This window comes from Desertihabitans aurantiacus (genome assembly GCF_003344635.1).
GTDB classification, from domain to species: Bacteria; Actinomycetota; Actinomycetes; order Propionibacteriales; family Propionibacteriaceae; genus Desertihabitans; species Desertihabitans aurantiacus.
On the sequence record NZ_QPKK01000082.1, the window covers coordinates 1 to 13,985 of the forward strand.

Here is a 13,985-nt window from a genome sequence, read left to right on the forward strand (position 1 = left end):
GCGGGCGGCGGGGCCGGCGCCGGGGTCCCGCGCCACTCCGCCACCGCCGCGGCCGTCAGCCCCAGCCCCAGCACGGCGGGGGCCCAGAACGCCACCAGCGGCAGCAGGATGCGCAGCGTCCGGTCCCGCAGGTAGGACGCCGACCCGCGACGGTGCAGCACCATCCGGCCGAAGTAGCCGGCCAGCATCATGAACAGGTGCATCCGGAACAGGTGGATGACCATCACCGGGATGCCGGCGACCACCGAGGTCCGGGAGTCGACGACCAGCCAGCCGATCCCGGGCATGAAGGGCATCAGCGTGTGCAGCACGATGCCCAGGAGCAGCGCTCCCGCCCGCAGGGCGTCCAGGCCGTGCAGCCGCGGTGTCGTCGAGGTGGTGCTGTGCGTGGTGGCGGTCATGACGACGACGCTAGGGCGGCTCCGGAGCCGGCGCCTCGGTCGATCGGTGGCGCCCGGATCCACCGATCGGTGGAGGGGAGGACCCTGGCCCGGCGGCCGGGGTCGGACCAGAATGGCGTCATGACCGCCACCTCCCCGCCGGTGGCGACCCGGGACGCCTCCGGGTCGGTGGACACCGGCCCGGCATCCTCCGACCACCCTCCCGCCCCGACCGCGACCGAGCCACCCGGGGGATCCGCCCGCCCGGGCGTCCGGCAGCTGCCCGGGGTGCTGCTGCCGGTGCTGCTGCTGGGGCTGTCGGCGGCGGCCGGCTGGGTGACCACGGGCGAGCTGGTCATGCGCGAGGCGATGCTCGCCTCGACGCCGTCCACGCTGCTGCTGCTCGCCACCTGGGCGCTGATCGGGCTGCTGCAGGACCGGCTGCGGCCCGGATCGCCGGCACTGGTGGTCGGGTTCGTGGTGCACACCGTGGTGCTGGCGGTCGGGCTGTGGTGGAACCCGTTCCTGTGCATCTACGCCTTCGTCGGCTACTACGAGGCCGAGCGGCTCTTCCGGGGTCGGCAGGTGCCGGTGGTGGTCGTGGTGACGGCCGTGCTGGCCGCCTTCGGCCAGACCGGCGGCTTCCGCGGGGTGCTGGGCGTCCCGGTGCTCTTCGCCGTGCTCGCCCTGGTCAACCTGGCGGCCGCGCTGGCGCTGATGCACTTCAGCCAGGAGCGCGAGCGGCAGCTGCACGCCCGGGAGCGGGCCGCTGCCGCGCTGGCCGCGGCTTACGAGGAGAACGTCTCGCTGCAGGCCCGGTTGGTCGAGCAGGCCCGCGCCACCGGCGTCAGCGAGGAACGGGCCCGGCTCTCGCGGGAGATCCACGACACCGTCGCCCAGGGGCTGGTGGCGGTGATCCGTCAGCTCGAGGCGCTGCCCGGCCCGCTGGACGCCGACGTCCGGCACCGGGTGGAGCAGGCCGAGCGCAGCGCCCGGGAGTGCCTGCTGGAGGCCCGGCGGGCGGTGCAGGCGCTGGCGCCGCAGCAGCTCGGCGAGGGCGGGCTGGCCGAGGCGCTGGGGGCGGTGGTGCCGCAGTGGGCCCGCACCCACGGCATCGTGACCGAGCTGGACGCCGACGAGGCGCCCGAGGAGTCCGCCCACCCGGCGGTGCTGCTGCGGGTGGCCCAGGAGGGGCTGTCGAACGTGGCCCGGCACGCCCGCGCCGGACGGGTCCGGCTGCGGTGGTGGGCGACCCCGACCGAGGAGCTGCTGCAGATCGCCGACGACGGCGTCGGGTTCGACCCCCAGCGGGTGGGGGCCGGGCACGGGCTGACCGGCATGCGGGAGCGGCTGACCGCCGTCGGCGGACGGCTCGACGTCAGCAGCGCCGAGGACGCCGGCTGCACGATCACCGCGCGGGTGCCCCGTTGACCGCCGGGGACGGGGCGGTGGTGCGGGTGCTGGTGGTCGACGACCACCCGGTCGTCCGGGACGGGCTGATCGGCGTGCTCGGCGCCGCGGACGGCATCGAGGTGGTGGGGGAGGCCGCCGGCGGCCATGAGGCGGTCGAGCTGGTCGGGCGGTGCGACCCCGACGTCGTGCTGATGGACCTGCGGATGGCCGACGGCAGCGGGGTCGAGGCGATCCGGCGGCTCCGCGAGCGCGACCGCCGGCGTCCCCGGGTGCTGGTGCTGACCACCTACGACACCGACCGCGACATCCGCGGCGCGCTGCAGGCCGGCGCCGACGGCTACCTGCTCAAGGACGTCCGCAGCGCCGACCTGGTCCGGGCGGTACGCGACCTGGCCGACGGCCGTCCGGTGCTGGTGCCGGCCGCCCTGGCGGCGCTGACCCGGCGCGGCGGCGACCCCGTCCTCAGCGAGCGGGAGGCCGGGGTGCTGCGGCTGGTGGCCGACGGGCTGACCAACCGCGCCATCGCCACCCGGCTGGGCATCGGCGAGGCCACCGTGAAGACCCACCTGCTGCACGTCTACACCAAGCTCGAGGTCGCCGACCGGGCCTCCGCGGTGCGGCGCGCCTGGGAGCAGGGTCTGGTCTGAGGCCAGAGCGGTGCCGGGGTGCCCGCTCCCTCCGACAGGCTCAGGACGACGCTTCGACGGGTTGAGGGCGGTGTGGAAGTGCCCTCCGCGGGAGCCCCGGTCGGACTACCCTTGGCGCACCGGCGACCGTGTGACGGTCGCTCTGCCATGTCCGCCCACACCCAGGAGGAGGCCGAGGTGCGCCTGCCGAACCTCCTCACCCGTTCCGACGGGAGGCACCCCGGGGCCCCCGCCGCCACGGTCTGGCACCGTGACCACCGGGTCGGGCTGGGGATGATCCTGGCGAGCGTCGCCACCACCCTGGTGATCGGCTTCCTCGGCCCCTCGATCGTCACCCTCACCCTCGGCGACCGGACCTCGCTGCTGCCGCCGTACTACCTGCCGACCAAGTGGCTGCCCGAGCCGGACGAGCTCGCCGTCTCGGTGGCGGTGCTGCTCGGGATCGCGGTCGGCGCGCTGGGGGTGTGGGTCTGCCTGCGGGCGATGGCCGACGGCTGGCGTCCGCACCACCGCCGGCTGTTCGGCCTCGGCGCGGTGATGAGCACCGCCACCATCATGGTGCCGCCGCTGACCTCGGCCGACATCCTCATGTACGCCGGCTACGGACGGCTGCAGGTGCTGGGCCGCAACCCCTACGACATCACCCCCGCCGAGATCTTCCGCAGCCAGTACGACCCGGTGCTCGCGCTCACCGAGGAGCCGTGGCGCGACACCCCCAGCGTCTACGGGCCCATCACCTCCTGGACCCAGTGGTTCTCCAACGTCCTCGGCGGGGAGAACATGCACGACGTCGTGTTCTGGCTGCAGGTCTTCTGCCTGGTGCCCTTCCTGCTCACCTGCGCCGGCGTGGTCTGGCTGGCCCACGGCGACCCCAAGCTGCAGTCCCGCGCCGCGCTGCTGAGCATCTGCAACCCGCTGCTGATCTGGGCGGTGGTGGCTTCGGGCCACAACGAGGCGCAGTCGGTGATGTTCGCGGTGTTCGGGCTGATGCTGATGCGCAAGTCGCCCTTCGGCGCCGGCATCGGGATCGGGCTGGCGGGCTGCGCCAAGCTCTCCATCGGTCTGTACGGGCTGGCGATGCTGTGGGCCTACCGCCGCGAGCCGAGGAAGGCGCTGCTGCTCTGCCTGGGTGCCCTGGTGCCGATCGGGCTGGCCTACGGGGTGTGGCAGCCGACCGCCCTGCTGCAGGTGCTGCGCAACACCACCTACGTCTCGGCCGGCGGGTGGGCCTCCCCGGTGTACGGCCTGCTCACCCAGGTGCTGCACATCCCGCCGCCGCGCTCCACCGCCCTGCTCAACGTGGTCGCCCTCGTCATGCTCGTGGTGGTGGCCTGGATGCTCTCCCGCGTGCTGCCCTGGCGGGCCGCCCCCGGGCTGCGTCCGGGCACCGACCCGATGGCGGACCCGATCACGGTGGCTCTGCGGACGGCCCTGGTGCTCTCGGTGGGCTGGCTCGTCACCTCCATCTACACCCTCAGCTGGTACGACCTCATCGCCTGGGTGCCGCTGGCGGTGATCGGGGCCACGCAGCTGGACCGGCTGTTCCTGTGGCGCGGTGCGCTGCTGTCGATGGCCTTCGTCCCGGGCCGTGCGGTGGAGATGGGCCCCGCCCTGGACTTCCTCGCCGCCCGGATGCGCGACACCGCCTCCCCGGTCGTGCAGTGGGGCGTGCTGGTGATGATCGTGCTCTGGTGGCGGCGGATGTGGCTGCTGCCGAGGCGGGAGCTGAAGAAGCTCGGGGTGCCGGTCCGCCCGCCCCGGGAGTCGCTGCTGGTCACCCCGGCCACGCCGACCTCTGCCTCCTCGGCCTCCTCGGCCTCCTCGGCCTCCTCTGCCTCCTCGGCGACGGAGCGTCCCTGATGGCGACCGCACCGGGCTGGTACCGCGACCCGGCCGACTCCTCGACCTACCGCTGGTGGAACGGCCTGGGCTGGACGGCGTGGCGCGCCGAGACCGACCAGTCGCCACCGCCCCCGCACGGCGGGGACGCGCGCACGGTGGCCACCGTGGTGCCGGCCGACGACCGCCAGCAGCGCCACACCGCCCGCACCGTGCTCGTCGCGGTGGTCGTGCTGGTCGGCCTGCTGGTCGCCGTCGGGGTGATGGGGGCGGTCCGCCGGGCCGCCGAACCCGTCCCCGGGGCGACGACCGCCCCGACCGCCTTCGGCACCCCGGCGGTGCAGGCCCCCGACCTCGAGCTGGACGCCGCCTCGCGCCGGGTGGTGCTGCTGGGCGAGCTGGAGGCGCAGCTGCCCGCAGACCCCGCCGTCGCCCCGCGCGAGACCCTGCTCGAGCTGGCCGATCCGGCCGCGCTGAGCGAGACCGAGATCGACGGCACCGGGTTCTTCGTGCACGCCCTGGTGGGCTACGCCGGCCCCACCCTGGAGCAGGACGACCCCGACGCGACGGCCGCGGCCGCCGGTGCGTGGGTGCTCGACCAGCTGTTCAGCGACACCGACCTCTACACGCCCGGGACACCGATCACGGGGCCGCTGGGCGACCTGCCGGCCGACCGCGCCGTGCAGTGGCAGGTGGAGGTGGCGATCGACTCGACCGAGCTGGACGCCGATACCGACCTGGTCCGGGTCGGGGTGGTCGAGCTCTCCGACGGCCGGCAGGTGGTGCTGCTCAGCACCTTCCCCGACCGGGCGGACCCGGAGCTGACCGCGGCCTTCGAGGCCTACTGGGACAGCATCACCCTGCGCTGAGCGACGGGCTAGCCTGCCGCAGTGACGTCCGCCACCCACGGCTACCTCGGCCCCGCCGGCACCTTCACCCACCAGGCCCTGCTCACCCTCGGCGACCTGCCCGGCGAGGCCGTCCCCTACCCGTCGGTGCCGGCGGCCCTGCACGCCGTGCGCAGCGGCGAGGTGTCGGCGGTGCTCGTGCCGATCGAGAACTCCGTCGAGGGCGGGGTCAGCGCGACGCTGGACGCCCTGACCCACGGTGACCCGTTGCAGATCACCCGCGAGGTGGTGATCCCGGTCCAGTTCGACCTGTACGTGCGCCCCGGGACCGAGCTCTCGCAGGTGCGTTCGGTGGTCAGCCACCCGCACGCGATCGCCCAGTGCCGGGAGTGGCTCGACGCCCACCTGCCCGACGCCGTCGTCACCGAGGGCGGCTCGACGGCCGCCGCCGCGGTGGTGGTGGCCGACCCGGCGTCCGGCTTCGACGCCGCGATCTGCGCCCCGGTGGCCGGTGCGGCGCAGGGGCTGGTGGCCGCGGCCACCTCGATCGCCGACAACGCCAGCGCCGAGACCCGCTTCGTCCTGGTCGCCCGTCCCGGGCCGCTGCCGCCGCGCACCGGGGCCGACAAGACCACCCTGGTGGCCTTCCTGCGGATCGACCGCTCCGGGGCGCTGCTGGAGATCCTCGAGCAGTTCGCCGGCCGCGGGGTGAACCTGTGCCGGATCGAGTCCCGGCCCACCCGCACCACGCTCGGGCACTACTGCTTCTCCATCGACGCCGAGGGTCACCTGGACGACGCCCGGCTGGCCGAGGCCGTGATGGGTCTGCACCGGGTGTGCTCCGAGGTCGTCTTCCTCGGCTCCTACCCGCGCGCCGACGGCGCCAGCCCGACCGTGGCGGAGGGTCAGAGCGACGCCGACTACACCGAGGCCGCCGCCTGGTTGGCCGGGCTGCGTCGCCCCGACCGCTCCTGAGACCGCGGCCGGGTCACCAGCCCTCGGGCGGGGTGAACTGGCTGAGCACGAACCGGGCGCCCTGCGGGTCCCGCACGACGGCCTGGCGGGTCCACCCCGTGTCCGTGGTCGAGAGCACCGCCGCGCCCAGGCGCACGGCCCGCTCAGCCGCCTCGTCGCGGTCGGCCACGGTGAAGGTGACCTCCCACCAGGCGGCCTCGTCGGGCACGACCGCGCCGATGACGTCGGCGAAGCCCTCCGGCGCGGCGGCCTGCCGCTCGACGATCCCCGGGTCGACGGTGTCGGCGAGGTGCCGGCCGTAGCCGGGCACCCGTACCGTCGAGGGGCCGTCGCCTCCCGCGTCGACCTCCCAGCCGAACACCCGGCGGTAGAAGTCGGTGGCCGCGGCCGGGTCGGGGGTGTGCAGGTCGCTGAAGTTCCAGGCGCCGGGGACGTTGGCCAGCTGGGCGCCGAGCCGGTGGCCGGCCTGCCACAGGCGGATCTCCGCCCCGGTGGGGTCGGTGCCGACCGCAGCGCGCCCGGGCGGCTGGGCCTCGAACACCTCCAACGTGCCGCCGGCGGCCCTGAACACCTCGGCCGTGCGGTCCAGGTCGTCGACGGCGACGTAGGTGCGCCACCGCGCCGTCGGACCCTCGGCGCTGGTCAGCCCGGCGACGTCCTGCCCGTCCAGGGTGGCGATCCGGTAGGTGCCCGGCACCCCCGGCGGCATCGCCTCGGTGGTCGCCCAGCCGAGGAGGGCGGCGTAGAACTCCGCGGCGGCGTCCGGGTCGGGCTGCTCGGTGTCGATCCAGCTGGTCACCCCGTGGGGGTAGGTCCGCTGCACCTCGGTCTCCTCGCTCGTCGACGGCGACCACGCTAGTGGTGGGCGGGCGTCTCCGGAAGGCGTGCGGGCGTCTCCGCCGCGGCCGGGGCCACCAGCCCGTGGCGGTGCCCGGCCGGCAGCCGCAGGGTGAGTGCGCCGGGGACGACCTCGGCCACCAGCTGGCTGCAGGTGCCGACGGTGTCGCCGTCCATCTGGTAGGGGTCGGTGCGGTCGATCCGGATCGAGACCCGCCGACCCGTGATCCGGTCCAGGGCGGCGTCCCCGTGCTCGCGCCGGGTCAGCACCCGGGTGACGATGCGGGCCCAGTCGCGGGCCGAGCGGGGCGAGGCCACCATCAGGTCGAGCAGCCCGTCGTTGGCCCGGGCGTCGGGGATCAGCGGGATGCCGCCCTGCAGGAAACCGACGTTGCCGATGACGATCACGCTGGCGCGGCGCCGCAGCTCCGGCCCGTCGTCGACGCGGATCCGGGCGTTCACCGGCGGGTAGGAGGCGTGGCGGGCGGCGGCGACGAAGTAGGCGGCCGAGCCCACCGCCCGCTTGAGGTCGGGGTTGGTGGCGGCCATGATCACCGCGTCCACCCCCAGCCCGGCCATCACGCTGAAGTGCTCCCCGGGCAGCTCGCCGTCCACCGCCAGCCGGACCAGGTCGACCGGGGTGTCGACGCCGTCCAGGGCCATCAGCAGCGCGGTGGACTCGTCCAGCGGGATGCCGAGGTTCTTGGCCAGGAGGTTCCCGGTACCGGCCGGGATCAGCCCGAACGGGATGCCGGTGCCGGCCAGCCCGTCGCAGATGATCCGGATGGTGCCGTCACCGCCCGCGCCCAGCACCAGGTCGACCCGCTCCCGGACCGCCCGCAGGGTCATCGCCCGGCCGGGGTCGGCGGCGGTGGTCTCCAGCCAGAGCGGGCGGTAGCCGCGCGCGTCCAGCTCGTACTCCACCCGGCGGCGGAACCCGGGCCAGTCGGTCACCCGGGCCGGGTTGTAGACCACCGCGCAGGTGCGCCGCTCCCGCTCCGGGTCGGGACGGGCCGCCAGCAGCTGCTCCAGCTCCGGCGGCACCATCCGGACGCCGCAGGCCAGCATCGCCGAGGCCACCACCGAGGCGCCCCAGAGCACCCCGCCGAGCAGGTCGCTGAGCCAGTGCGCCGACATGATCCAGCGGTCCAGGAGCACCACCGCCACCAGCGCGAGCCCGGCGACCCGCCAGCCCAGCATCACCGTCCGCGGCTGCCGGGTGTGGATCAGGGTGGCCGTCACCGTCACCACCAGCACGGTGATCGCCGCGGCGTGCTGGGAGGGGTAGCTGTGCCCGAGCGCGGTGATCAGCTCGTGCGGCGACTCCGGCCGCTCCCGGGCCAGCAGCGCCTTCCATGCGTACCCGCCGCCCCAGGCCACCGGGATGGACAGGAACATCGCCATCGCCAGGTTCCGCAGCCGGCGCCGCAGGCACCACAGCGCGTAGCCGAGCACCACCGAGTAGCAGACCACCGGGGTGGTCACCAGCGCGATCGCGGCGAAGATCTCCTCCGCCGCCGACCCGGGCACCAGCGGGACGGCCGTGGTCGCCCGGTCCAGGCCGTCCAGCCAGCCCTGCGCCACCACCAGGGTGAGCAGCGCGAACCCGAGGACGGCCGCGACCGACACCGCCCAGGCGAAGGTCGAGGGCAGTCGGCGGCGCGCGGTCACGGGTGAAGGGTAAAGGGCTGAACCGATGCCCACCCGGTTCACTAGGCTGGCCGGCGTGATCGACCCGAAGCTGCTGCGCACCGACCCCGACCGGATCCGAGCGACCCTGCGTGCCCGCGGGGAGTCCGAGGCGCTGGTGGACGAGCTGGTGGCCGCGGACGAGCAGCGCCGCAGCACCATCGCCCAGTTCGAGGCCGACCGGGCCGAGCAGAAGGGTCTGGGCAAGCAGGTGGCGCGGGCGACGGGGGAGGAGAAGGCCGCCCTGCTCGCCCGCACCAAGGAGCTCGCGACCCGGGTCAAGGAGCTGCAGGCGGAGGCCGACGCCGCCGGACGCCGCTTCGACGAGCTGTTCCGCCGGGTGCCCAACCTGGTGCCCGAGGACGTCCCGGCCGGCGGTGAGGACGACTACGTGGTGCTGGAGACCCACGGCACCCCCCGCGACCTGGCCGCGGAGGGCATCGAGGTGCGCGACCACCTCGAGCTCGGCGAGAGCCTCGGCGCCATCGACGTCGAGCGCGGGGCGAAGGTGTCGGGCTCGCGGTTCTACTTCCTCACCGGCCAGGGCGCGCTGCTCGAGCTGGCGCTGATCAACCTGGCCATGGCGAAGGCGCTGGAGTGGGGTTTCACCCCGGTGCTGCCGCCGGCGCTGGTCAAGCCGTCGGCGATGGAGGGCACCGGCTTCCTCGGCCAGGCCGCCGCCGACGTGTACCGGCTGGAGGCCGACGACCTCTACCTGGTCGGCACCGCGGAGGTGCCGCTGGCGGCCTACCACAGCGAGGAGATCCTCGACGCCGCCAGCCTGCCGCTGCGCTACGTCGGCTACAGCCCGTCGTTCCGGCGCGAGGCCGGCTCCTACGGCAAGGACACCCGCGGCATCTTCCGGGTGCACTGGTTCGACAAGGTCGAGATGTTCGTCTACTGCGACCCGGCCGACGCCGACGCCCAGCACCGGGCGCTGCTGGGCTTCGAGAAGGAGTTCATCGAGGCCCTCGAGCTGCCCTACCAGGTGCTGGAGCTGGCCGCCGGCGACCTCGGGCTGAGCGCGGCCCGCAAGTACGACTGCTACGCCTGGTTCCCCAGCCAGCAGCGCTACCGCGAGATCACCTCGACCTCCAACTGCACCGACTTCCAGGCCCGCCGGCTGAACACCCGGGCCCGGTTCGAGGGCGGGACGGCGCCGGTGGCCACCCTCAACGGGACGCTGTGCGCGGTGCCGCGGACGATCATCGCGCTGCTGGAGAACCACCAGCAGGCCGACGGCAGCGTGCGGGTGCCCGAGGCACTGCGGCCCTACCTCGGCGGCCGCGAGGCGCTGACCCCGGTGAGCCGGTGACCGACGGCTGGCGTCCCGGCCTGGTGGCCCTCGACATCGACGGCACCCTGCTGCACCGCGACGGGACGCTGCCCGGCGACGTCCGGGCGGCGGTGGCGACGGTGGTCGCGTCCGGGGTGCCGGTGGTGCTGGCCACCGGGCGCGGCTGGCACGCCACCCGCCCGGTCTACGAGGCGCTGGAGCTGCCCGACGGCTGGGCGGTCTGCTCCAACGGCGCGGTCACCCTGCGGCACCGCCCCACCGAGGTGGTCCGCCAGGTGACCTTCGACCCCCGGCCGGTGATCGAGCAGGTGGTCCGGCACGCCCCGCACGCGCTGATCGCGGTCGAGGAGGTCGGGGTGGGCTACCGGATGAGCAGCGACTTCCCCGAGGGCGACCTGTCCGGAGAGCTGGTGGTGGAGAGCGTGGACGAGCTGTCGGCCCGTCCGGCCACCCGGGTGGTGATCCGCGACCCGCAGTCGACCGACGAGGACTTCGTGGCGCTGGCCGAGTCGCTGGGTCTGCACGGGGTGGCCTACTACATCGGCTACAGCGCCTGGCTGGACATCGCGCCGGAGGGCGTCAACAAGGCCGCGGCGCTGGCCGAGGTGTGCGAGCAGCTGGGTGTCGCGGCCTCGCAGGTGCTGGCCCTGGGCGACGGGCGCAACGACATCGAGATGCTCACCTGGGCCGGTCGCGGCGTCGCCCTCGGCGAGGCCCCGGCGGAGGTGCAGGCGGTGGCCGACCACGTCACCGACGACTTCACCGCCGGCGGCACGGTCGCCGAGCTGGCCCGCTGGTTCTGACCCGGACCGGCCGCCGGCTCAGGCGGCGACGCGGGGACGCTGCCCGCTGACGACCTCACGGGCCACGGCCACCACCTCGTCGGGGGTGGGGACGCGCGGGGCCGGTGCGGGCGCGGCGGAGGCGGCGGCGCGAGCGCGGCGGAGGTGGCGCTTGACGGTGGACAGCGAGCAGCCGAGGCGGTGCGCCAGGGTCTCCAGGCTCTCGTCGGGGTTGGCGCGCCGCAGCCGCACCACCTCGTCGTGGTCGACCTGGCGTCCTCCCGCGGTCACCCCGGCCAGGGTGTCGAGGTCCTCCGGGGTGACGGTGACGCCGAGCCGGCGGCGGATCTCGGCGCGCTGACGCGGGGTGGTCTGGGCGACGTAGCCGGAGACGTCGTGCTTGACCACGGCGTCGTAGAGGCAGCTGGTCAGCAGCGGGCAGCTCTGGCACACGTTCTCGGCCTTGCGCACCATCATCGCGGCCTGGCGCCGGTCGTCCCCGCTCGCGCCGGCAGGCAGCCCCTCGTCCAGCACCGGGTGCTGGTAGAGGTCGGCGAACTCGATGCAGCTCGGACGGTCGGCAGCGCGGTCGGTCATTCTTGGTCCCCCCAGGATGATCGTCGTGGGCATTTCCGAGGGGTGTGACGCGACGGGATCGGCGCTCGGTTCCCTCCGGATGGCCGGGATTCATCGTGGCAGGGCCGCGGCGGGGCGGAAGCCGCTGGACGTGGGAGGAGGCACCTGTTGCGGTTTGGGTGCCAGCACCCAGACCGCTGAGTAGGGGTACTCAGCCCGCACGGGCACAGCCGGACACCCGTGCGGGCGGGGAGGCGGCGGGACGCCGCTCAGAGGTACATGCCGCTACCGCGCTGCGGCGGTTGCTGGCGGGCGGCCGCCTCGGCGCCGGGCAGCGCGCGGCGCATCTGCTCCAGCTGCGCCCGGGCCGCCATCTGCTGGGCGAACAGCGCGGTCTGGATGCCCTGGAACAGCCCTTCCAGCCAGCCGACCAGCTGGGCCTGGGCGATCCGCAGCTCGGCGTCCGAGGGCACCGCGTCGCCGGTGAACGGCTCGGCCAGCCGCTCCAGCTCCTCGGCCAGCTCGTCCGACAGCCCCGACTTCAGCTCGGTGACGGCGCCGGCGTGGATGTCGCGCAGCCGGGTGCGGCTGGGGTCGTCCAGCGGGGCCGACTTCACCTCCTCGAGCAGGGTGCGGATCATGGTGCCGATCCGCATCACCTTGGCCGGCTGCTCGACCATGTCGGTCACCGAGTCGCCCTCGGCGCCGTCGTCGTCCACCACCTCGGAGTCGACCACGTCCTCGCCGCGCCCGGCGTCCTGCTGCGGGCCCTCGACGGCCATCCCGTTCGGGGTCACCACCACGGTGCGCCCGTCCTCGGTCTGCCCGGCGTAGATCGGGGGCCGTCCCTGGTTGCCATCCGGCTGCTCGGTCATGGAGCCGAGTCTAGGGACGCCGGCCGAGCGCGGGGGAGCCGGGCGCGGGGTCACCGGCTCCCGGCGCGCGGCGCGGCGATACTGGCCCGGTGCTGTACCTGGAGCTGCTGCCCGACGACGTCGTCGCGGACGGTCTGCGGGCCGACTGGGCAAGGCTGGAGGAGGCCGGCCTGCCGAACCTGTCGCGGCACCGCTCGGTGCACCACCGCCCGCACCTGTCGGTCAGCACCCACCCCGACGAGGCGGCTCCCGACCCGGCCGCGCTGCCCGTGCTGCTGGCCCCGGTGCTGGACCGGCTGCCGCTGCCGCTGCGACCCGGGCCGCTGGCCGTCTTCGGCACCGGCCCGTTCGTGCTGGTGCGCACCTGCACCGTGGACGCCGCCCTGCTGGCGCTGCACCGCGACCTGGTCGGACGGGTGGGACCGCCGGCCGTCGAGCACGGCGAGGTGGGCGCCTGGGTGCCGCACCTCACCCTGGCGCGCCGGCTCGACGGCGCGCAGGTCGGGCGGGCGCTGGAGCTGCTCGGGGCGGCGCCGGCGGGGTTGCTGACCGGGGCCCGGGTGTGGGACTCGACCCGTCGCGAGGTGACCGACCTCGGTCCGGACCGGCCACCGTCGCAAACCAGGTGAAAAGCGTCGGCCGCTGTCCCTAGGCTGACGCTCGCCATGGTCCTCTTCCCGCCGCGCGTCACCGCCTACACCGACGGTTCGACCGAAGTCCCCGACACCCGCAGCCCGACCCGGTTCCTGCTGTGGATGATCGGCGACCAGTGGCGCGTCTTCGTGCCGATGGTGCTGGTCGGCCTGTTCTGGTTCCTGCCCGGTGCGGTGGGGCCGTGGTTCCTGGGCCGGGTGGTCGACGAAGGCATCTCCACCGGCGACTGGGGGCAGGCGCTGCTGTGGAGCGGCTGCCTGCTCGGCGTGCTGCTGCTGGGCGTGGTCGCGGGCATCGTCGGGCACACCTTCGAGGTCGGCTCCTGGCTGCAGGCGCTGTACGGCACCGTGCTGCGGGTCACCCGCAAGAGCGTGCAGATGGGTCACGTGCTGCCGCGACGGACGCCGACCGGTGAGGTGCTCAGCGTCTCGGCCAGCGACTCCGACACCTTCGGCGCCACCCTGACCATGGTCGCCCGGGCGCTGGCCGGGGTGGTGGCCTTCGTGGTGGTGGCCGCGCTGGTGCTCACCACCTCGGTGCCGCTGGGCATCGCGGTGCTGGTGGCCGGGCCGCTGCTGGTGGGCTGCGCAGCACCGCTGCTGCGCCCGCTGCACCGCACCCAGGCGGTCGAGCGGAACCGGATCTCCGAGCTCACGTCGATGGCCACCGACATCGTCGCCGGGCTGCGGATCCTGCGCGGCATCGGCGGTGAGCGCACCTTCGGCCGCAACTACGCCGAGCAGTCCCAGCGCACCCGGGCCGCCGGGGTGCGGGCCGGTGGCTGGCAGTCGGCGGTGGACGCGCTCGGCGTCCTGCTGTCGGGGCTGTTCCTGGTGCTGCTGACCTGGCTCGGCGCCCGTGAGCTGCTGGCCGGGCGGCTGACCATCGGTCAGCTGATCAGCTTCTTCGGCTACGCGGTGTTCGTGGTGCTGCCGATCCAGGTGTTCTTCGAGGCGGTCCGGGCCTGGGTGCAGGGCCGGGTGTCGGCCCGCAAGACCATCGCCGTGCTCGGCCTGCGGCCGCCGTGGCACGAGCCGGAGCGGCCGCGTCCGCTGCCGGCCGCGGCCGAGCTGGTCGACGAGCGCAGCGGCGTCCGGATCGTCCCCGGCCGGCTGGTGGTCGTGGTCAGCGGCGTCCCCGACGACTCGGCGGCGCTGGCCGACCGGCTCGGGC

General features: G+C 74.6%; 14 protein-coding genes. 9 read left to right on the forward strand and 5 right to left on the reverse strand.

Annotated features, from left to right (window positions below; translation table 11 throughout):
• Nucleotides 1-401, reverse strand: a 401-nt coding sequence (locus tag DVA66_RS08675; protein ID WP_198671605.1) for an acyltransferase family protein, incomplete at its 3' end; no start/stop codon positions are given.
• Nucleotides 402-521: 120 nt separating this feature from the next.
• On the opposite strand from DVA66_RS08675, the gene DVA66_RS08680 reads away from it, so the two are divergent.
• The 5 genes from DVA66_RS08680 to pheA all read left to right on the forward strand — a co-directional run bounded on the left by DVA66_RS08680 (nucleotide 522) and on the right by pheA (nucleotide 6,102).
• Entirely contained in the window at nucleotides 522-1,811 is a 1,290-nt protein-coding gene (locus tag DVA66_RS08680; RefSeq protein WP_114559726.1) for a sensor histidine kinase, read from the forward strand.
• A complete protein-coding gene (locus tag DVA66_RS08685; RefSeq protein WP_232821852.1) occupies nucleotides 1,808-2,440 on the forward strand; it encodes a response regulator in 633 nt (210 codons plus the stop codon). The genes DVA66_RS08680 and DVA66_RS08685 overlap by 4 nt, the downstream gene beginning before the upstream one ends.
• Nucleotides 2,441-2,587: 147 nt before the next feature.
• The gene (locus DVA66_RS08690; protein WP_114559727.1) at nucleotides 2,588-4,300 is read left to right on the forward strand and encodes a hypothetical protein; all 1,713 of its coding nucleotides are present in this window, start codon (nucleotides 2,588-2,590) and stop codon (nucleotides 4,298-4,300) included.
• Complete coding sequence (locus tag DVA66_RS08695; protein ID WP_114559728.1) at nucleotides 4,300-5,148, forward strand: DUF2510 domain-containing protein; 849 nt, start codon at nucleotides 4,300-4,302, stop codon at nucleotides 5,146-5,148. Before DVA66_RS08690 ends, DVA66_RS08695 begins: the two co-directional genes overlap by 1 nt.
• 21 nt (nucleotides 5,149-5,169) lie before the next feature.
• On the forward strand, nucleotides 5,170-6,102 hold the full coding sequence (gene pheA / locus DVA66_RS08700; RefSeq protein WP_114559729.1) for a prephenate dehydratase: 933 nt from the start codon (nucleotides 5,170-5,172) through the stop codon (nucleotides 6,100-6,102).
• A gap of 13 nt (nucleotides 6,103-6,115) precedes the next feature.
• Here the strand turns inward: pheA and DVA66_RS08705 are convergent, their stop codons facing one another.
• Together DVA66_RS08705 and DVA66_RS08710 are read right to left on the reverse strand one after the other, a co-directional pair.
• Nucleotides 6,116-6,925, reverse strand: coding sequence for a VOC family protein (locus DVA66_RS08705; RefSeq protein ID WP_114559730.1), 810 nt, complete (start codon nucleotides 6,923-6,925; stop codon nucleotides 6,116-6,118).
• A gap of 32 nt (nucleotides 6,926-6,957) precedes the next feature.
• Entirely contained in the window at nucleotides 6,958-8,610 is a 1,653-nt protein-coding gene (locus DVA66_RS08710) for a diacylglycerol kinase family protein (protein ID WP_114559731.1), read from the reverse strand.
• 55 nt (nucleotides 8,611-8,665) lie between these two features.
• Between DVA66_RS08710 and serS the strand changes: the two genes are divergently transcribed.
• Nucleotides 8,666-9,943 (forward strand): serine--tRNA ligase, encoded by a 1,278-nt coding sequence (serS, locus tag DVA66_RS08715; protein WP_114127723.1) that lies wholly within the window; start codon nucleotides 8,666-8,668, stop codon nucleotides 9,941-9,943.
• A gap of 20 nt (nucleotides 9,944-9,963) precedes the next feature.
• A complete protein-coding gene (locus DVA66_RS08720) occupies nucleotides 9,964-10,728 on the forward strand; it encodes an HAD family hydrolase (protein WP_114559736.1) in 765 nt (254 codons plus the stop codon).
• Between the two features lie 18 nt (nucleotides 10,729-10,746).
• Here DVA66_RS08720 and DVA66_RS08725 read toward each other — a convergent pair whose 3' ends face one another.
• Nucleotides 10,747-11,304 carry a sigma factor-like helix-turn-helix DNA-binding protein gene (locus DVA66_RS08725; protein ID WP_114559732.1) on the reverse strand — a complete coding sequence of 186 codons (558 nt, stop codon included), beginning with the start codon at nucleotides 11,302-11,304 and terminating at the stop codon, nucleotides 10,747-10,749.
• A 248-nt stretch (nucleotides 11,305-11,552) separates the two neighbouring features.
• Nucleotides 11,553-12,158 carry a bacterial proteasome activator family protein gene (locus DVA66_RS08730; protein WP_114559733.1) on the reverse strand — a complete coding sequence of 202 codons (606 nt, stop codon included), beginning with the start codon at nucleotides 12,156-12,158 and terminating at the stop codon, nucleotides 11,553-11,555.
• A gap of 89 nt (nucleotides 12,159-12,247) precedes the next feature.
• On the opposite strand from DVA66_RS08730, the gene DVA66_RS08735 reads away from it, so the two are divergent.
• Both DVA66_RS08735 and DVA66_RS08740 read left to right on the forward strand, forming a co-directional pair.
• Nucleotides 12,248-12,787, forward strand: coding sequence for a 2'-5' RNA ligase family protein (locus DVA66_RS08735; protein WP_114559734.1), 540 nt, complete (start codon nucleotides 12,248-12,250; stop codon nucleotides 12,785-12,787).
• A gap of 36 nt (nucleotides 12,788-12,823) precedes the next feature.
• The coding region (locus DVA66_RS08740) for an ABC transporter transmembrane domain-containing protein (protein WP_198671606.1) at nucleotides 12,824-13,985 on the forward strand (1,162 nt) is incomplete at its 3' end.